Below are 19,147 nucleotides of genomic sequence, written 5' to 3'. Positions count from 1 at the left end.
TAGAATTTAGAGTTAGAATATAAGAAAATTATTTGAGAAATAAAATCGAGTAACTAGGTTAAATGCAAAATGGTATATTATAGAATTGAAGGATGGAAATGAAAAAAAGAAGTGTATTTAAATAAAATACAGTTGTATTCATGATGAGTACATGATATTATGATAAATAAGGGTATATTTCTAGAATTAAACTTTTGGGGTGGTTAAATGAAATTTAGGAGTACAAGGGGGGCTGAACAAGGAATAAATTCATCCGAGGCAATAATTAAAGGGATTGCATCTGATGGTGGGCTATTTGTTCCAGAGAGTTTTCCTAAAATTTATGAGAATTTAATTAAAAGTAAAGATTGCACATATGAAGAGTTAGCATTTGAAATAATAAAAAATTTCTTTACAGATATAGATAAAGATAAGCTTAATGGGGCTATAAATAGAGCTTATAATAAAAGATTTAAAGTAAGAGTTAGAAAAAAATTTTTAGAGTTGTATCATGGGCCTACTTGTGCATTTAAAGATGCTGCATTATTATTTCTTCCTCAAGTTATGAAAGAGGCTAAAGAACTTTGTAATATAAATGAAGAAATAGTAATACTTACAGCAACTTCAGGGGATACTGGAAAGGCGGCACTTGAAGGCTTTAAAAACATTGAAGGGTTTAGAGTAGTTGTTTACTATCCAAAGAATGGAGTAAGTGAGATACAAAAGAGACAAATGATAACTCAAAGAGGAAAAAATGTTAAGGTGATAGCTATTGATGGTAACTTTGATAATGCTCAAAATGGTGTTAAATCTATATTTAATGATAGTGATTTAAAAGATGAATTAAGAAAAAAGGGCTATTTATTATCATCTGCAAATTCAATAAATATAGGTAGATTAATACCTCAGATTGTTTATTATTTCTATGGATATTTTAATCTTTGCAATAAAAATAAGATTAAAATAGGAGAAGAAATAAATATAGTTGTTCCAACAGGGAATTTTGGGAATATTTTAGCTGCATTTTACGCAAAACAAATGGGATTACCTATTAATAAATTTATATGTGCATCTAACGAAAATAAAGTACTCTCAGATTTCTTTAAAAGTGGTATATATGATAGAAGAAGAGAACTTATATTAACTGAATCTCCATCTATGGATATTTTGATTTCATCAAATATAGAGAGATTACTCTATGAAGCAAGTGGAAGAGATTCAAAAGAGGTTAATAACCTTATGAATGATTTAACTACAAAAGGCGTATATGAAGTAAATGATAAGATGAAAGAGTTCTTAGAAGAATTTTATGGGGGATTTTCTACCAAAGAAGAAGTATACGAGGCTATAAAAGAAATATTTTTCAAAGACAACTATTTAATCGATACACATACAGCTGTAGGGTACAGTGTATATAAGAAGTACAAAAAAGAAACTGGCGATAATACACCAGTACTTATAGCTTCAACTGCAAGTCCATATAAATTTCCACGAAGTATATGCAATTCACTAGGAATAGATGTGGATTTTATGGATGACTTTGATGTTTTAAAAGCTTTGTTTGAACAAAGTAGTAATAAGATACCAAAATGTTTAGCAAAGTTAAAAGATAAAAAAATAAGGCATGATGAAGAGTGTGCAAAAGATTCTATGAAAGAGGTTTTACTATCATATTTGGAAGGTAGTGAATGATATGATTAGAGTTAGGGTACCAGCTACATCAGCGAATATGGGGCCAGGTTTTGATGCTATAGGAGTAGCGTTAAATCTATATAATGAATATGCTTTTGAAGAAATAGAGAATGGATTAGAATTTTTTGGAATAGAAAAAGAGTTCTGTAATGAAGATAATATAATATATAAAGCGATGATTGAATGTTTTAAAAAAAGGAATTATAAGATAAAAGGATTAAGAATATCTATTTTAAAAAATGAAATACCAATTTCTAGAGGTCTTGGAAGTAGTTCAAGTTGCATTGTTGGCGGAATTATTGGAGCAAATGAAATTATGGGTCAAAAGTTATCAACGGAAGAGTTATTAGAATTAGCTGTTTCTATGGAGGGGCATCCAGATAACGTTGTACCAGCACTCCTTGGAGGAATTGTTGTTGCTATAGTGATAAAAGGCAAAGTGATTTACGATAAGGTTAAAGCAAAAAATGACTTGAATTTTATTCCAATAATACCTGATTTTAAATTATCTACAGAAAAAGCAAGAAAAGTGCTTCCAAATAAAATATCTTTTGAAGATGGAGTATATAATGTTGGAAGGGCAGCTTTAATGGTAACAGCTCTTAATAATGGTAGTTATAATTTGCTTAAATTTGCATGCGATGATAGATTTCATGAAATTTATAGAGGAAATTTAATAAAAGGGTTTGATATTATTAAAAAAGAATCATATAATAATGGAGCACTAGCATCTTTTTTAAGTGGTGCAGGGCCAACAATAATGACAATTATTAATAGAAAAAATAGCTTTAGCAATAAGATGAGAGAAGTGCTTGATAGGGAAGGGGTAAATTACTCTATTTTGACTCTCTCTATAGATAATGAGGGTGCAGTTGTTATAGAAGGTGGTAACAAATGAAAGGTAATTATTTAGTTGTAGACAAGAAAGTTTTGCCTGAGGTATATGAAAAAGTAATAGAGGTTAAAAATTTACTTAAAGAGGGAAAAATCAAAGAGATAACCGAAGCAACAAAAATAGTAGGGATAAGTAGAAGTGTTTATTACAAGTATAAGGATCATGTCTTTGATTTTGCAGAGAGCATACAAGGTCGTAAGATGACTTTTAGTATGATTATAGAACATAAAAAAGGTGTCCTATCAGATGTATTAAATTATATTTCAGATAAGGGTGGAAATGTTCTTACAATAGATCAAGGCATACCAATAAATGGTTCTGCAAATTTAAGTATAACAATTGATATGTCATCTTTAGAGTGCGATATATCAGACCTTTTAGATGGATTAGGTGATATGCCTAATACTCAAGAGGTTAATTTTATAGCAATGGAATAACTTTTTTAAAAGCGATGTGTATATACACATTGCTTTTAAATTTTTAAATTGATAATATTGTTCTTGTAGTTAGTATAAAATAGTTATAAGGACATATTAAATATGGTATAATATAACAGTAAAAAGGGGGCTTATATATGGAATATATAGATACAAATATTAAGGGCTTTAAATTAAGAAAAGCAGAAGAGAATGATATTAATTTAATTTTGGGGCTTATAAAAGAACTCGCAGTTTATGAAAAAATGTTAGATGAAGTTATTGCAACTGAAGATAGCATAAGGGAGTCGATTTTTATAAGAAAAGATGCTAATGTTATGATAGCAGAATTTAATGGAAATCCAATAGGATATGTCTTTTATTTCTTTAATTACTCAACATTTATAGGGAGATCAGGTTTTTATCTAGAAGATATTTATATAAAGCCTGAATATAGAGGAAGAGGAATTGGAAAAGAAATATTTAAGGTTATTGCTAAAATTGCATTTGACAACGGATGCAAGAGAATTGAGTGGAGTTGCCTTAATTGGAACAAGCCGTCAATAAATTTTTATAAGGGCATAGGAGCAATTCCAATGAGTGATTGGACTGTATATAGATTAGAAGAGGATAAGATAAGAAAGTTGGCAGGAATTTAAAAACAATATTTAAATTAGAATGTGAGGAAAATTTAGGGTATGAGCAAGTATTACAATTCAGTGAGAGAAGAAATGATAAAATTATTAAGTAAGCATTGCAAGGAGGGGGCTCATGATATATATCATCTAGACAGAGTATATAAAATGGCAAAGCTTATAAACGAGAAGGAAGGACTATCAGGTGATGAAGATGTACTATGTCTTTCAAGCTATATGCACGATCTTCATAGATTACAAATGAATGATGAAGTAGAATTAAAACATTCTCATGAAATGGGAATAATATTTTATGAATTATGCATAAAGCTTGAATTAGATATGGAATTAATAAAAAAAATAAAAGAATGTATAGAATCAACAGACAAGCATTGCTTCCTAGGGGATGAGCTAGAAAGTGATTTGCCTATTGAAGCAATAATACTAAAAGATGCTGATAATTTAGATTCTTTAGGAGCAGTTGGAATAGGAAGAGCATTTATGTTTGGTGAGCATATAGGAGAAAAGATGTATGATCCACATACAAACTTAGATGGTGGGCATTACAACTTAACTGAAAAGAGTAAGTCAATAGTACATCATTTTTATGAAAAGCTATTTAGATTAGAAGAGGATATGGGAACTAATATAGGTCGAAGAATTGCAAAAAATAGAATAGATTATATGGAAGAATATCTAAATAGATTTTTTGAAGAATTTGAGGTTATTTTATAAGTTTAAATTACAATTGTAAAAATAATTAACAAATATTTTAAAATATAAATATATTGTATCTACAATTCTGATATATGATATTACAATCGGACATATTATTGATAAATTAATACAGTGAAGGTGAAAATGATATGAAGAATGTAAAGAGAAAAAAGCAATTAATCATGGGAATTATAGTGGCAATACTTATATTAGGATTGTTAATTTTCAATACACATAGAGAAAATGAAAAAATCGCGAAATTCCAAACATACTTAGATGGACATAAAACAGCATTTAACCAATATATGATAGGAAAAGAACAAAAAACATATAAAAGTTTAATAAAGCAATCAAAAGATGCAATCTCATTTAGAAATGTAAAAGTAATGCCTGAACTTGAACAAAAATTAAATGCTTTAATTGAAAAAGCTGAAAAAGATAATGGACAAATATTAAACAGACAATTAGAGGATTTAAAGAGTATTGATTTAAATAAAATAGAAAAAAGTTCAAGAGCTAAAATAGAAGGTCAAATAAAAGAAGTAGAACAACTATTAAGTAATAAGCATTATGATAGTGCTAGTAAAGAGATCACTAATATAAAAAATGAAATGTATGGTGCAATGAGTACTAAATAATTATTAGACTATAGATAAATTTAATTTATCTATAGTCTTTTTTTATAAATTCTTTTATGTCTAAAAATATAAGATTAAAAATATAAATTTAGTATATAAAGGAGTGATTTATATGAAAAGATTAAAGAATAAATTTAGTACAAGAAAAATTTTAATAACATCTATGTTTATTGCAATAGGTGTAATATTACCGTCTATATTCCATACTTTTAATATGGCAGGCAATACATTCTTGCCAATGCATATACCTATTTTAATATGTGCAGTTATATGTGGAGGAAAATATGGAGGGATTTGTGGATTAATTGTTCCAATACTTTCATCATTTTTAACTGGGATGCCACCTATATTTCCAGTAGCTATAATAATGAGCCTGGAGCTTGGATGTTATGGATTAACTTTAGGAATTTTATTAAAGAGAAGGTCTATAATAGTATCATTAATTGTAACTCTTTTAGTTGGGAGAATAGTATCTTGTATAGCTAATTTTATTATTTTAGGAGTTGTACAAAATACATTTGCTTTTTCTGCATTTTTAATGGGCGCTTTTGTTACAGCATTCCCTGGAATTATAATTCAATTAATATTAATACCTATATTATATAACTTTTTAAAAAGGAGAAATTATATAAATGTGTGATATAAAGAAGTTCTTTGATAATTTAGCATCGGATTGGGATAGAAGGAGTAATCATAAATATATAGAATATATAATAAGGAAAATAGATATTCATGAGAATTCAAAAATATTAGATGTAGCTTGTGGAACTGGGATATTAGAAGAATATTTATTGCAATATAATCCAAAAGAGGTACTTGGAGTAGACATATCTAAAAATATGATAGAAATAGCTAAAGAGAAAAATAATGATAAAAGAGTAAAATATTTATGCGAAGATATTTTCAATATAGAAGCTGGACAATGGGATTTTATAATAGTATTTAATTCATTTCCACATTTTGTAGATAAGGAAAAGTTTCTAAGTCATTTAAGTAAGCTTTTAAAGATAGGTGGAAAGCTTATAATATGTCATAATTTTAGTAGGAAAAGTATAGATAAAATACACGAAAATATGTCAGAATCAATATCATCACAGCTTATTTCTGGAAAAGAATTAGTTGAAATTGCGCCTGTATTTTTAAAAGAGAATTTAGTTATTGATAATAATAAAATTTATCTTGTAATATTAGATTATTTTTCTTGAAGTGCTTATATAAAAATAGTAATATTTAATAGTAATTTATATATTTTATCAAAGGAGTGGACCAGTGAGAAGGGCAATTTTAGGGGTTGGTATTGGATTATTATTAGTTTTTGCAGGAAGATATTGCATTAAAAACGGCGATGAAGAAAAAGTGGTACAAGCACTTCAAAATTATAATAAAATTGATGATGTTAAAGAGGATAATCTAGAAAAGAATGAAAAAGGATCTATTGATAGTAATAATGTTTTAGAAAGTATTAAAGGAATATGGGGAACTGGAGTTATGTATAGTTATAAATTAGACTCAAAGCCAACAGAAAAAAATATGGAAAAATATTCTGGGTTAGCTAAAAAGAATATTATAATATCAGATCATAGATACTTTAATATATTTGATAGTATTTATTATGATAAAAATTTTAAAGAGCCTTATTATAGAATAAGTAAGGTAGATGGTAAAATCATCGATTATAATGATAAGAATTTATATATAATGAAACCTGCATTGCTTGGACTTGATACAGAAGGTCCGGTATATAAGGTAGTAGTTACTGATGAAGAGCATAAGAATGATGATAATTACAAAGATACACCAGTTTTCTATACTAATGGGAATATCTTAATAATTAATTATGAAGGATGTTCTTTTAGATACACAAAACTTAATTAAGAAAAAGGCATTTAAAGACATTGAATAGTAACTTCAATGTCTTTTTAATTATAAATTAATACTAGGCTCCATAATACGGTCAATAAATCCCTTAAGGAACTCTTTTATATCTTATTTTTTACATGAATTTTTAAATATGATAAGGAGAAAGATAATATTTGAAGGGAGTGTGATAGCCATGCCAAAGAAAGATAACCTTGGAAATCCTATGCAAAAAGGTGAACGAAGACAAAGATTACATCAAAAACAAAATAATGTAGGTAATGATAAAAATCCTCCAAAATATAAGAGTTTTGATGGCGAAGACATTTAAGTAATAACTAAATTAGGTAGTGTATATATTTTTATATGCACTACTTTTTTATATAATTTATTTAGTATTAAATATTAAAATATATATTGAAATATTAACTCTTATAAGTTTTATTCTATAGTTATAAAATTATTTAAGAAAATTTTCATTTTACTTTCATAATATTATTAGATAATAAGTTATTGAAGATTTTAAGTAGTAAATAATTTGTTTTGAATTATTACACAAATTAGAAAAATATAGTATACAAAATATGAAAAATAATGTAATTGAAAAAAATTAAATAAACAGATAATATTTAAAATTTAGATTGTTAATTTAAAAATACAATTAAAAAGTTAATAGATAATATAAGACTGTATACTTTATAATTATTTCTATAGATTACAAAAATATATTAATAAATTATAGTAGGTGATAAATTTGATTAAAATATATTATTTCACATCAACAGGTAACTGTCTGTATGTTGGAAAGGAAATTAAAAATAAAATAGATGAAGTAGAATTAATACCTATACCAAGAGCAATGAAAGAGAAAAATCTTATATGTGATAGTGATATGGTGGGGATAATATATCCATTACATTGCTTTAGTCTTCCATCTGTTGTTGAAGAATTCTTAGAAAAACTAAAATTAGAAGGTAGTCCTTATATTTTTGCAGTACAAGTTACAGGAGGTGGATCTTCTAAGAATGGTTTTGTAAGAATAAATGAAATCTTAAACATTAAGGGGCTTAGACTTAATAACTTTGAAGAGATAAAATATATATCTAACTATATAAGAGCAGGAAGAAATCCTTCAAAAGATAGAGCAATTAAATCTATAGAAGATGAAAAAAGTAAGCTTAATGATTTCATAACATCTATAGAAAATAAAGATGATAAGAATTTAAAGATTAGAAAACAAGCAGTAAGCAATTTTGTTCATTCTCTTTGGAAGAACAAATATAAGAATAAAGATAAGAAATTTAATGTGAATAGTAATTGTACAGGTTGTGGAACTTGTGAAAAAATTTGCCCAGTAAGTAATGTGAAATTAAAAGAAAGTAAGCCAATATGGAATGGGAAGTGTATAGATTGTATGGCTTGCATAAATATTTGTCCAAGCAAAGCAATTAATATAGGCAATAAAACATTAAAGAAGGATAGATATATAAATCCATATATAAAAAGAAATGAGTTAATTAAATAATAGATAAAATATTTAATATAAAAGCTAATTTTAATATATTTTATTTAGAGTAGAATTAAGATATAATTATAGTAAAAAATGGGAAAATATAACGCGAATAGTGGGGGATAAAACTTTGATAAAAATAGCATTATTTATTTTTGAAAATATGACTAATTATGAAGTTACCTTTGTATCACATCTTTTAAATACTCAAGAAGATATACAAGTTGTTACTGTGGCTTATGAAGAGAGAAGTATTAAAGGACAAACTGGATTTATATATAGTCCAGAAATGATATTAAAAGATATTGAGTATGACGAATTTGATGGTCTTATAATTCCAGGCGGTTGGAATGGGGACTATAGAGAAGAGCTTCAAGATTTAATATTATACTTTAAAGATAATAATAAGTTAATTGCAGGAATTTGTGGGGCTGGTACAGTATACTTAGCTAAATCAACTGCATTAGATAATGTACAATATACAACTCCAATAAAGAAGTGGTCAAATAGACACAAAATTATATTTGGAGAAGAGGATCCTTTTAATAGAGAGAACTTTGTTAATGTAGATATAGTTAGAGATTGTAATGTAATAACTGCAATTGGTAATTCATTTATAGATTTTGGAGTTGAGATATGTGATTTCTTGAATTTATTCGAGAACAATAAAGAAAAACAAAGTTTTAGAGAGATGTTTAAATAAAAGAACATGTATCTTAAAACATTATATTTATAGAAATATAAGTATAATATTACATAAATAATAAAAATAAGATAGATTATAATAAATATAGGGTATAAGCATATATGCTTATACCCTATATTGTACTATTTATCATATATAAATGATAAATAGTAATTTAAAAATTAAAATAATCGTAGTTTAATAGTATTCTGTGGGCTTTTTATTTATTAGAATCAGATAATGTTATATCTAAATCATTATTTAAAGATGTTCCTTTAAAGATGTTTCCAGCTAAATCTTTTGCAACAAACTCTCCTTTAAGTAAAGAACTATCAATATCTTTATTTATATCTTTTGAAGGAATAGTAGAGCTTAGTAAAAATGTGTTGCTTGCTCCATTATTTCTATTGTCAAAATCTTTAGTAGTATATTCTTTAATTAAATTTCCATTATAAACTATTCTATAGGTTAAGTCGACTACATTAAACAAATTAGTATTATCGCCTCTTAGATTAGTTGAAAAATAAAAATCATTGCCTATAGAATTATTAAAAGGGTTATAGTATAAATTTATAGAATGAACTATAGAAGATTTAGCTAAAGCTTTAAATGAGTAGTTATCCATTTTAAATGGATATACTTTATTGCTCTCTATAAAGTATAGAGAAAAATTATAGTCCTTTGATGGATCAAAATCAATGCTAGTGAAATAGTGTGGGTATTCAGTAGTAGTCATCTCTTTTTCCATCCAGTTATCTTTAGTAGAATCTTTATATTTAACCACTACTTTAGATGGTTTGGAAGGCGAGGTTATATCTGCTGTTATATATATTTTTTTATCTTTTATTTCAAAATTATAGCTACTTAATAAATGTGTTGGAGTACTCAAAACTTCCATTTTAGAATATATGTCACTTATATGTGAATTTATAGTGTTAATTGATAAATTTAAATTATTTATTTCTGAGTTTAAAGCCTCATTATTTTCCTTTAAGTTAATATTTGATATAGTTAATAGTCCTATATATGCAGAAAGCATAATTAAAAAAATATCCTTCTTTTTCATATTGTCCCCCTTTGAAATACATCCTATATTATAGCATAAATAGAATTATAAGTAATGTGATATAATGTTAAGAGGTAAAGTTGTAATTAATAAGTTTGTATATTATTTAAAAGGAGTAATAGAAATGAGGTTTGAAGAGATTACTTTAGAACATTTAGAAAGTGTAGTTAATTTTTACATTAAATCATTTAATTCAGAGCCATGGAATGATAGATGGACAGAAGAAAGTGCTACAAAAAGGTTAACACAGATGATAAATTGTGAAGGATCATATGGTTTAGTTTGTTATTTGGATGAGGAGCCTGTAGGAATGATTCTTGGAAATCATGAGTACTATTATGATGCCATGCATTTTAATATAAAAGAATTCTGTGTAGATCATAGTAAAAAAGGACAAGGAATAGGCAAGAAAGTATTAAATGAATTTACAAATAGATTAAAAGATAAAGGTATAAATTATATATATTTACTTACATCAAGAACAGATAAGACAGAAGGGTTTTATAAGAAAAATGAATATGAATCTGTGGATGATGTAGTAATGATGGAAAGAAATATATAATGACATATAAAAAATGAATAACTAAAGAGAGTGGGGAGCAATTTATGAATTGGAAAAGGGAAATAGAGGAGTATATACCTGTAAATGAACAAGAGGTAAAGGATAAAGAAAGTATACTTATGTGTATAAATAATTTTGAAGATATATTTACAAGAAAGAATGTAGTTTGCCATTTAACAAGTTCAGCATTTGTAGTCAATAAAGAAAAGGATAAAGCACTTATGGCTTACCATAATATTTATAAGTCATGGGCTTGGACTGGTGGACATATGGATGGGGATGAAGACTTTTTAAAAGTAGCCTTTAAAGAACTTGAAGAAGAAACAGGATTAAAGAATGCAAGACTTCTTTATAATGGAATAGCTTCATTAGATGTTCTTCCTGTAAATGGGCATATAAAAAGAGGTGAATTTGTATCACCACATCTACATTTATCAATTGCTTATCTTTTTGAAGGTGATGAAGATGAAGAAATTAGAATGAAGGAAGATGAAAATAGCGGAGTTAAATGGCTTCCTATAAAAGATCTTATGAAATATACAGAGAAAGAACCATTTATGCAAAATGTATACCAAAAGATTTTAGATAGAGTAAATAAAAAATAGTATTTATATTATAAAAAGGAATTATTTATTATGAAGAGGTTAATTGTTATAAATGGGACAATGGGTGTTGGTAAAACAGCAACTTGCAAAGAATTAAACAAAAGATTAAATAATTCAGTTTGGTTAGATGGGGATTGGTGCTGGATGATGGATCCCTTTATTGTAAATGAAGAGAATAAGAAAATGGTTAAAGAAAACATTATATTTCTGTTAAATAATTTTATGAATAATTCTAATATAGAAAATATTATTTTTAATTGGGTAATTCATGATGAATCTATAATGGAAGAAATTCTATTAGGGCTTAATAATAGAGGATATGATCTTGAAAAGATAACTTTAATATGTTCTAAGAGTGCATTAAAAGCAAGAATTTCTAAAGATATAGATGAGGGTAAGAGAGATATAGCTTGTTTAGAGAGAAGTCTTAATTACTTAGATTTATATAAAGATATGAATACAGAAAAATTTGATACATCTGAAAAGAATGTAGATGAAGTAGTAGATGAAATCTGTACTTACTTAATAAGACAGTAGATGAAGAGTATTTTAAAAAGTTAGTTGTAGAATAGATAAGTGGTTCTTTAGAATAGTCACTTATTTAAAATAAACTTATAAAAAGGGATTACAGGTTGTAATTCCTTTTTATAAGTTTAAAATTTGGTCTATAATAATAATATGATTTAAATAAAGAGGAGAGTAATTTTGAAGAATGCATTAAAGGTTTTAAAAAGTTATTTTGGATATAGTAATTTTAGAAAAGGACAAGAAGAAATAATAAATGAAATAGTAAGTGGAAATGATGTAGTTTCCATAATGCCAACAGGGGGAGGTAAGTCTATATGTTACCAAGTTCCAGCTCTTATGATGGATGGCATAACAATTGTAATTTCACCACTGATATCTCTTATGAAAGACCAAGTAGATGCTTTAAATAGCGTTGGAATAGAATCAGCATATATTAATTCATCTCTTTCAACTTTAGAAATAAGAGATGTTTTTAGAAAGATAGAAGATGGAGACATAAAAATTCTCTACGTTGCTCCTGAACGATTAGAATCAATGGAATTTTTAAATATAATATCTAATATAAATATATCTCAAGTAGCAGTAGATGAAGCACACTGTGTGTCAACTTGGGGACATGATTTTAGAAGTAGTTATAAACATATAAGTAGATTTATAGAACTGTTAAATAAAAGACCAGTTGTATCAGCATTTACAGCAACAGCAACTAAAGAAGTAAGAGATGATATAGTTAAGCTTTTAAATCTTAATAATCCAAAAGTATTTGTAGCTGGATTTGATAGAGAAAATTTAAAGATAATTATAGAAAAAGGTGTTAATAAAAAACAATATATATTAGATTATGTTATAGAAAATAAGGATCAATCAGGAATAATATACTGTGCTACAAGAAAAGAAGTAGATTCATTATATGAGGTTTTAAGTTCAAAAGGTGTAAGTGTTGGAAGATACCATGCTGGACTTTCAGATGAAGAGAGAAAAGAAAATCAAGAAGATTTTGTATATGATAGAAGCAGCTTGATGATAGCAACGAATGCCTTTGGTATGGGGATTGATAAACCTAATATAAGATATGTAATACATTTTAATATGCCTAAGAATATAGAAGGATATTATCAAGAGATAGGAAGAGCTGGTAGAGATTCAGAAAAATCAGAATGTATATTATTATTTTCACCAGGTGATGTACAAACACAAAAATATATTATAGACACAGGAACACTTAATCCACAGAGAAAAATGAATGAATTATCAAAACTTCAAACTATGACTGATTTAGTGTATTGTAATGGATGCTATAGAAGGTTTATATTAGAGTACTTTGGCGAAGAGCTTAAAGAAGATTGTAACAATTGTAGTAATTGTGAATCAACTGCTGAAGTTGTTGATAAAACAATAGATGCACAAAAGGTTATATCATGTGTTTATAGAATGAAAAGACCATATGGAATAGGGATGATAGTAGATGTTTTAAGAGGGTCTAAAAATCAAAAGATAATTGACTTTAAACTTAATGAACTTACTACGTATGGAATAATGAAGGATTACTCAAAAGAAGAATTAAAGGATTTTATAAATACATTAATATCTCATGGATATATAAATTATGGTGGAGAATATCCTGTAGTTAAGCAAAACACCAAGTCATTAGAAGTGATAAAAGGGAATGAAAAAGTATTATTTAAAGAAGAGAGGAAAATTCAAAAGCTTGATACGAATAATGACTTATTTGCTATATTAAAAGATGTTCGTAGAGATATTGCTATGGAAGAAGGAGTACCTCCATATATAGTATTTGGGGATAATACACTTAAAGATATGAGTGTTAGAATGCCTATAAATAATACTCAGCTTATAGAAATAAGTGGAGTTGGAGAGAAGAAGATAGAAAAGTATGGGGACAAATTCTTAAATAAGATAAAAGAGTATATAGATGAAAACAATATAGAGGTTAAATGGAGCCATAAAGATAACAATAAAAAAAGTGATAAAGGTAATGATAAAAAACAATCTAAAGGAAGTAACAATGGAAAACAAAAATCTTATGAAATAACAATCAATATGATAAAAGAGGGGAAGGATTTTAACTGTATATCAGAGGAAAGAGGTCTTGCTATAACAACAATAATATCTCATATAGAGCAATATATGAATGCAGGAAATGATATAGATTTTAAAATAGACTTTTCAGATTTATTTAATAATGAAGAAGAGAATAAAGTATTAGAAGTTGTAGATAAGATTGGATTTTATAGAGTAAAACCTATAAAGGATGAACTTTCAGAAGAGTTTTCTTATGATAAAATAAAATTTATTATACTAAAAAAGATTATTGAAGAAAAAAGAGCTTAATACTTATAGTATTAGGCTCTTTTTATAAATTTCAAATTTAAATATAGAAAACTTAACTAAGATGATATCTTAGTAGAATTTTCAGATTCTTGCCATCTAGATATTAAATCTATCATTAAATTACGCATAATCTTACCTATTCTATAGTATTCACGATCATCTAAATTAGCGAGAGATACTCTAAGTGACCATTCAGAATCATCAAAACCACTTCCAGATAATAATATTACAGAACAATCTTTAGCTAGATGATAAAGTATATGAACTAAACTATAGTTATTCTTAAGATAGTCTGCGAAATCAGAACCAAAGCTAATCTTTGCCCATTCAAGTATATTAAATTCTGTATAGTAATAAGCACTATATGGATCATCTTTTAATTCAGCACCTAATCCATCAAATAATAATTGCTTACGACGACGACATATATTTATTGTTAGATTTTTATAGTTATTATCTGTATCTAATAAAGCAAAGGCACAGAAAAATGCCATTTGTATTTGTTGAGGTGTTGAAAGGCCAGCTGTATGATTAAGGGCGACCTGTCTACTATCTGCTACAATTCTATCTATAAATGGTATGTTTTCGCAATCAGTACATAAATCTTTATAACGTGAGCGTATAAGTTCTTTTTTATCAGAAGGAAGATTTTTTATTAAATCATCAAGTACATTAATTTTTTGAAGTGCTATTGTTCCTAATCTATATCCTGTTACTCCAAAATATTTTGAGAATGAATAAACTCCAATTGTGTTATATGGAAGATCAGCCATTAATGAACGGAAATTAGGTACAAATGTTCCATACACATCATCTGATATTATAATTAAATTTGGATTATCTTCATTAACTATTTTAATTAAACTATGTTTACTTTTATCTGTTAATGCAACTGATGATGGATTACCTGGATTTACAATAAATAAAGCTTTTATTGTAGTATCCTTAAGCTTATCTAATTCGCTTTGTGGTACTCTCCATGAAGGTGTTCCATTGGCTGAATACTCCTCAGCCTTTATTTGGATTATATCTAAACTATATCTTGGAATATTTGGAATCTCTAAATAAGGAGTAAATACTGGTGTCATTATGGCAATTTTATCTCCCTTACATAATAATTCATTAGCTTTTAATGAATCAAAAATATAGCACATTGCAGCAGTTGCCCCTTCTACTGCAAAGATATCAAAGTTTCCATCACTAATATCGCCAGAACACATTTCTTTTACTAAGTAATCATGAACTATGCTTTCAGTATGAGTTAGCATTCTATCAGGAAATGGATAATTATCTCCAATTATTCCATCAGCTAACTCATATACATAGCTATCAGGGTCAAATCCTTTTTTATTTATTCCATATTCAATTATATTTATTAAAAGCTCCATACCTGGTGCATTTATATTTTCATCAGCAAATTCTTTAAATCTGTTATAAATTCCTTTTTGGTGAGGCATACCAGCAAGATCACCTTCTTGCCAAACTCTTTGAGTTTCAAGTACAGCAAATTGTCCAAATGTAAAAAACGCTTGTCTAGGAGTGGAAGCTGTCCAATTAGGATTTCCTCTTCCAGCATCAAGCAATGAACGCTTACTTCCATCAAGCTCTTTTTTTGCAACTTTAATTAACTCATTCTTAAATTCAAAGGGACTTATCTTCTCATAGATTTCCTCTATCTCTTTAAGTTTTTTATTCTCATTCATTTTTTATCCTCCTAAAAGTATAGTTAACTTTAGCCCCAAAAAAACTATACAACAACTTTTCGCTAATAAAAGAAATAAACCGTAATAATATTGTTAAATTTTTTGAAAAGTTACTAAAAGAGATTTAATTAAATCCATAAAAGTAATATTATGATAAATAAAGAAATATATTCATAGAGGATATTTATAAATTATAATGGATTAATAGATAAATTAATTATTAGGTAGGTAACTATAATAATTAATTTAATGGTCAATTTAGTTAATGGAAATAGGAGATAATTATTCAGGGTTACGCAACAAAAAATATATTATATATTAACAAATTATAGATAGTTTTGAATAATAATTATCAATTAACAGAAATATCATACTTTGTCTATTGAATTAGAGATGGAATAAAATTATAATTTGAACATGGTTCATAAAGAGGGTGATTAATAGATGCCAAAGATATTAGATAATCCTAAAGAGAAAATATTAAGCGAAGCTAGATTTATGATTAAAGAAGATGGATATAGTAAATTGAGTATGAGAAATTTAGCTCAAAGTTGCGGGATAGGTCTTGGAACAGTTTATAATTATTTTAAAAATAAACATTCAATAGTCCTAGAGATAATTAGGGGTGATTGGAAAGAGGTTATTTTAAAACTTAAAGATATTAATAAGTTAGATAAAGGCTTCGAAGAAAAAATGAAGATTATATATGATGCTGTGGATAATTATTTCTCAAATCATATGGGGATATTTTTTGAAGTATATAAGGAAGAGAAGTCTAAGCCAAATCATAACATTGATAGTATATTTGGACCTTTATACGATATAACAGAGGAGATTATTGTATATCATATAAATAATGGCGATATACAATCAGCATTAAATGAGAGAGTACTTAGTAAGTTTATAGTTAGCAATATGATTACTATTATAAAAAGTAGAACCTTTTCTTTTGAAGATTTAATATGTATATTAACCTCTAAATACTCTAATTAATAATTTAGTTTATTTTTATAAAAAATATAAATAACAGTTACAAAGGAGGAAGAAAAATGGAAAATGAGAATGGCTATAGTAAAAAGACACAAAAAGCACTAATGATAATGTTTTTACTTGGTATATTTATTGGAGGTATGGATTCTGGTATTGTATCACCGGCTAGAACTATTATTGCAGATGCATTAGGTGTAAGTGCAGATAGTTCTATTTGGATGATTACAATATATACTCTGGCCTATGCAGTTGTAATGCCTATCTCAGGAAAATTATCAGATAGGTATGGAAAGAAGAAGATGTTTGTATTTTCAATAACTCTATTTGGTATAGGTTCAGCCTTATGTGGTATATCAGATTATGTTGGAGGATATAATTTCTTACTAGTAGCTAGAGTAATACAAGCTATTGGTGGTGGTGGAATAATGCCAATAGCTACAGCGTTTATTGGAGAAAGTTTCCCAAAAGCAAAAAGAGGTGCTGCACTAGGTTTAGTTGGTGCAACTTATGGTATTGCTACAACTCTTGGACCATCAATAGGATCAGGAATTATACAAGGCTTTGGTGCTGATAACTGGGGATTATTATTCTTTATAAATGTTCCTATATGTATAGTAGTTATTATAATGGCTCTTAAGATAAAGATCGTAGAAGTAGAGCATACTAAAAAAAGAATGGATACTTGGGGAAGTATAATTGTAGCAATAATGATTTTATCATTAATGTATGGAGTTACAAATTTAAATTTCCATAGCTTCTCAGCATCATTAAAGTCAATTGATGTATATCCTTACTTAATTGTATTTGTTGTATTATTACCTATATTTATATATCGTGAAAATAGAGCAGAAGATCCAATAATAAACTTAGGTTATTTTACAAACAGAAATATATGTATAACTTTAATCATGAGTTTAGTTGTTGGATGTGGAATGATGAGTGTTGTATTTATACCTCAATTTGGTGAAAATACATTAAGATTAAGCCAAGGCTCAGGTGGATATCTAATAACAATAATGGCTATTTTCTCAGGAATAGCAGCACCTATAGGTGGTAAGTTTATAGATAAATATTCAGCAAAAGCGGTACTGTTAGTAGGTTTTGGGTGTACAGTAGTTGGAACTCTTACTTTAGCTTTATTTGTCTCAAAGTCAGATAATGCACCTTTATTAATTATAGCTCTTTGTATAATGGGTGCTGGTATGGGACTAACAATGGGTACACCACTTAATTATTTGATGCAAGTAAATGTACCAAAAGAAGAAGCAGGATCAGCACAGGCAACACTATCACTTATAAAAAGTGTTGGTATTGCAGTATCACCTAATATATTAGTAAACTTTATAGCTGAAGCTGGGGATAAAATGCCAACAAAACTTATGGAAGTTATGCCACCAATTCAGGGAGCATCAGCAAATATGGGACATGCAATGGGAAATGTTCCACAAAATATACTAAACTCATTCCAAAATGCTGATGTAACAAGTATTACAGGCGTAATGAAAGAGTTTGCAAGTTTCATGTTTGATAAAGCAAAACCTGCAATAGAACAAGGTCTTGCAGGCCATATACCACCACATACTACTGTAGATGCAGTATTTAATGGAATGAAGGCAGAATATTTAACTAAAGTGGATGCTGCAAGGGTTGCAATAGAAAATACTTTCCAACAAACCTTAAATGGTGGATTTGCAGAGTTATTTATTGCATCAGCAATAATAGCTGCAGTTGGATTTGTACTTGCATTATTTTTAACTAATAAGAAGAAAGAAGAAGCTTAAATATGTATTAGTTTTATATTACTAGTGTGATTCTATAATTTTTATAAATAAAAGTGGTATATAAAACTAATAAATATACATTTTATAATAGTTATTAAAATGTTAAAAATATGAATTGAATACATAATTTAAGAATGATATATATTTATTATGTGTTAATTATATAATAAGAAAAGTGCTTTGTTTGATTAAAACAAAGCACTTTTTTGTTTGGTTAAAATTTACAAAAAGAAGTTTTGATAGAAAAGAGCAAACACTACTAAAAAGCCAAACAGCGCGATTATTCCTAAACTAATTTTAACAGCATCAGATTTTGTACTCATAAATTCCCTCCCCACAAAATAAAGATGTTATTTTAGTATTCTATACAAATATACTAAAACCTTCAAAAATGTAAAAAAATACTATAGACATATGGGCATAATATTGAAAAACATTTGTAATAATATTTACAATAAAATTTCTATATATTGTATTTTATGTTAATTTAAGAAGTATTTATACAATATTTATTTATTTTTATGAATAAAACAGTA

20 protein-coding genes are annotated in these 19,147 nt (G+C 27.2%); 18 read left to right on the top strand and 2 right to left on the bottom strand.

Features of this window, described 5'->3' with window-relative positions:
* Positions 1-207: 207 nt before the first annotated feature.
* The 12 genes from thrC to K5V21_RS07105 all read left to right on the top strand — a co-directional run bounded on the left by thrC (position 208) and on the right by K5V21_RS07105 (position 9,042).
* Positions 208-1,671, top strand: a complete 1,464-nt coding sequence (thrC, locus tag K5V21_RS07155; protein ID WP_221860348.1) for a threonine synthase — start codon at positions 208-210, stop codon at positions 1,669-1,671.
* A gap of 1 nt (position 1,672) precedes the next feature.
* Entirely contained in the window at positions 1,673-2,569 is an 897-nt protein-coding gene (gene thrB, locus K5V21_RS07150; RefSeq protein ID WP_221860346.1) for a homoserine kinase, read from the top strand.
* Positions 2,566-3,003: an ACT domain-containing protein gene (locus tag K5V21_RS07145; RefSeq protein ID WP_204594714.1), complete on the top strand. Its 438-nt coding sequence runs from the start codon at positions 2,566-2,568 to the stop codon at positions 3,001-3,003. The genes thrB and K5V21_RS07145 overlap by 4 nt, the downstream gene beginning before the upstream one ends.
* Before the next feature lie 137 nt (positions 3,004-3,140).
* On the top strand, positions 3,141-3,641 hold the full coding sequence (locus tag K5V21_RS07140; protein ID WP_221860343.1) for a GNAT family N-acetyltransferase: 501 nt from the start codon (positions 3,141-3,143) through the stop codon (positions 3,639-3,641).
* 39 nt (positions 3,642-3,680) lie between these two features.
* Positions 3,681-4,352 (top strand): HD domain-containing protein, encoded by a 672-nt coding sequence (locus K5V21_RS07135; protein WP_221860341.1) that lies wholly within the window; start codon positions 3,681-3,683, stop codon positions 4,350-4,352.
* 131 nt (positions 4,353-4,483) lie between these two features.
* Complete coding sequence (locus K5V21_RS07130; protein ID WP_221860339.1) at positions 4,484-4,972, top strand: hypothetical protein; 489 nt, start codon at positions 4,484-4,486, stop codon at positions 4,970-4,972.
* A gap of 112 nt (positions 4,973-5,084) precedes the next feature.
* A complete protein-coding gene (locus tag K5V21_RS07125; protein WP_221860337.1) occupies positions 5,085-5,612 on the top strand; it encodes an ECF transporter S component in 528 nt (175 codons plus the stop codon).
* Positions 5,605-6,177 carry a class I SAM-dependent methyltransferase gene (locus K5V21_RS07120; protein ID WP_221860335.1) on the top strand — a complete coding sequence of 191 codons (573 nt, stop codon included), beginning with the start codon at positions 5,605-5,607 and terminating at the stop codon, positions 6,175-6,177. The genes K5V21_RS07125 and K5V21_RS07120 overlap by 8 nt, the downstream gene beginning before the upstream one ends.
* Before the next feature lie 64 nt (positions 6,178-6,241).
* Positions 6,242-6,847: a hypothetical protein gene (locus K5V21_RS07115; protein WP_221860333.1), complete on the top strand. Its 606-nt coding sequence runs from the start codon at positions 6,242-6,244 to the stop codon at positions 6,845-6,847.
* Between the two features lie 178 nt (positions 6,848-7,025).
* The gene (locus K5V21_RS19505) at positions 7,026-7,160 is read left to right on the top strand and encodes a clostri-philic family protein (protein WP_279381512.1); all 135 of its coding nucleotides are present in this window, start codon (positions 7,026-7,028) and stop codon (positions 7,158-7,160) included.
* Between the two features lie 423 nt (positions 7,161-7,583).
* Complete coding sequence (locus K5V21_RS07110) at positions 7,584-8,354, top strand: EFR1 family ferrodoxin (RefSeq protein ID WP_245000674.1); 771 nt, start codon at positions 7,584-7,586, stop codon at positions 8,352-8,354.
* A gap of 115 nt (positions 8,355-8,469) precedes the next feature.
* Positions 8,470-9,042, top strand: a complete 573-nt coding sequence (locus K5V21_RS07105; protein WP_221860331.1) for a DJ-1/PfpI family protein — start codon at positions 8,470-8,472, stop codon at positions 9,040-9,042.
* Between the two features lie 202 nt (positions 9,043-9,244).
* On the opposite strand, the gene K5V21_RS07100 is transcribed toward K5V21_RS07105, so the two are convergent.
* Complete coding sequence (locus K5V21_RS07100) at positions 9,245-10,090, bottom strand: hypothetical protein (RefSeq protein WP_221860329.1); 846 nt, start codon at positions 10,088-10,090, stop codon at positions 9,245-9,247.
* A gap of 124 nt (positions 10,091-10,214) precedes the next feature.
* On the opposite strand from K5V21_RS07100, the gene K5V21_RS07095 reads away from it, so the two are divergent.
* The 4 genes from K5V21_RS07095 (at position 10,215) to recQ (ending at position 14,137) form a co-directional block, all read left to right on the top strand.
* The gene (locus K5V21_RS07095) at positions 10,215-10,652 is read left to right on the top strand and encodes a GNAT family N-acetyltransferase (protein ID WP_221860327.1); all 438 of its coding nucleotides are present in this window, start codon (positions 10,215-10,217) and stop codon (positions 10,650-10,652) included.
* A gap of 44 nt (positions 10,653-10,696) precedes the next feature.
* Positions 10,697-11,257: an NUDIX hydrolase gene (locus K5V21_RS07090; protein ID WP_221860324.1), complete on the top strand. Its 561-nt coding sequence runs from the start codon at positions 10,697-10,699 to the stop codon at positions 11,255-11,257.
* 27 nt (positions 11,258-11,284) lie between these two features.
* A complete protein-coding gene (locus K5V21_RS07085) occupies positions 11,285-11,794 on the top strand; it encodes an AAA family ATPase (RefSeq protein WP_221860719.1) in 510 nt (169 codons plus the stop codon).
* A gap of 168 nt (positions 11,795-11,962) precedes the next feature.
* Positions 11,963-14,137 (top strand): DNA helicase RecQ, encoded by a 2,175-nt coding sequence (recQ, locus tag K5V21_RS07080; protein WP_221860322.1) that lies wholly within the window; start codon positions 11,963-11,965, stop codon positions 14,135-14,137.
* 56 nt (positions 14,138-14,193) lie between these two features.
* Here the strand turns inward: recQ and aspD are convergent, their stop codons facing one another.
* Positions 14,194-15,840 carry an aspartate 4-decarboxylase gene (gene aspD / locus K5V21_RS07075; protein WP_221860320.1) on the bottom strand — a complete coding sequence of 549 codons (1,647 nt, stop codon included), beginning with the start codon at positions 15,838-15,840 and terminating at the stop codon, positions 14,194-14,196.
* 444 nt (positions 15,841-16,284) lie between these two features.
* On the opposite strand from aspD, the gene K5V21_RS07070 reads away from it, so the two are divergent.
* Both K5V21_RS07070 and K5V21_RS07065 read left to right on the top strand, forming a co-directional pair.
* Positions 16,285-16,833 (top strand): TetR/AcrR family transcriptional regulator, encoded by a 549-nt coding sequence (locus K5V21_RS07070; RefSeq protein ID WP_221860318.1) that lies wholly within the window; start codon positions 16,285-16,287, stop codon positions 16,831-16,833.
* Between the two features lie 56 nt (positions 16,834-16,889).
* Complete coding sequence (locus K5V21_RS07065) at positions 16,890-18,611, top strand: MFS transporter (protein ID WP_221860317.1); 1,722 nt, start codon at positions 16,890-16,892, stop codon at positions 18,609-18,611.
* Positions 18,612-19,147 lie beyond the last annotated feature (536 nt).

Origin of the sequence: Clostridium sardiniense, from assembly GCF_019753795.1 — a bacterium.
Lineage (GTDB): Bacteria > Bacillota > Clostridia > Clostridiales > Clostridiaceae > Clostridium > Clostridium sardiniense.
Note: the sequence above shows the minus strand (reverse complement) of the source record. Positions and strands in the feature narration are given on the sequence as shown.

Coding starts and splice junctions, on each gene's coding strand:
- aspD (WP_221860320.1), bottom strand. CDS start 15,840: ATGAATGAGAATAAAAAACTTAAAGAGATAGAGGAAATCTATGAGAAG.
- K5V21_RS07095 (WP_221860327.1), top strand. CDS start 10,215: ATGAGGTTTGAAGAGATTACTTTAGAACATTTAGAAAGTGTAGTTAAT.
- K5V21_RS07135 (WP_221860341.1), top strand. CDS start 3,681: ATGAGCAAGTATTACAATTCAGTGAGAGAAGAAATGATAAAATTATTA.
- K5V21_RS07100 (WP_221860329.1), bottom strand. CDS start 10,090: ATGAAAAAGAAGGATATTTTTTTAATTATGCTTTCTGCATATATAGGA.
- thrB (WP_221860346.1), top strand. CDS start 1,673: ATGATTAGAGTTAGGGTACCAGCTACATCAGCGAATATGGGGCCAGGT.
- K5V21_RS07130 (WP_221860339.1), top strand. CDS start 4,484: ATGAAGAATGTAAAGAGAAAAAAGCAATTAATCATGGGAATTATAGTG.
- K5V21_RS19505 (WP_279381512.1), top strand. CDS start 7,026: ATGCCAAAGAAAGATAACCTTGGAAATCCTATGCAAAAAGGTGAACGA.
- K5V21_RS07125 (WP_221860337.1), top strand. CDS start 5,085: ATGAAAAGATTAAAGAATAAATTTAGTACAAGAAAAATTTTAATAACA.
- K5V21_RS07070 (WP_221860318.1), top strand. CDS start 16,285: ATGCCAAAGATATTAGATAATCCTAAAGAGAAAATATTAAGCGAAGCT.
- thrC (WP_221860348.1), top strand. CDS start 208: ATGAAATTTAGGAGTACAAGGGGGGCTGAACAAGGAATAAATTCATCC.
- K5V21_RS07065 (WP_221860317.1), top strand. CDS start 16,890: ATGGAAAATGAGAATGGCTATAGTAAAAAGACACAAAAAGCACTAATG.
- K5V21_RS07090 (WP_221860324.1), top strand. CDS start 10,697: ATGAATTGGAAAAGGGAAATAGAGGAGTATATACCTGTAAATGAACAA.
- K5V21_RS07140 (WP_221860343.1), top strand. CDS start 3,141: ATGGAATATATAGATACAAATATTAAGGGCTTTAAATTAAGAAAAGCA.
- K5V21_RS07145 (WP_204594714.1), top strand. CDS start 2,566: ATGAAAGGTAATTATTTAGTTGTAGACAAGAAAGTTTTGCCTGAGGTA.
- K5V21_RS07120 (WP_221860335.1), top strand. CDS start 5,605: ATGTGTGATATAAAGAAGTTCTTTGATAATTTAGCATCGGATTGGGAT.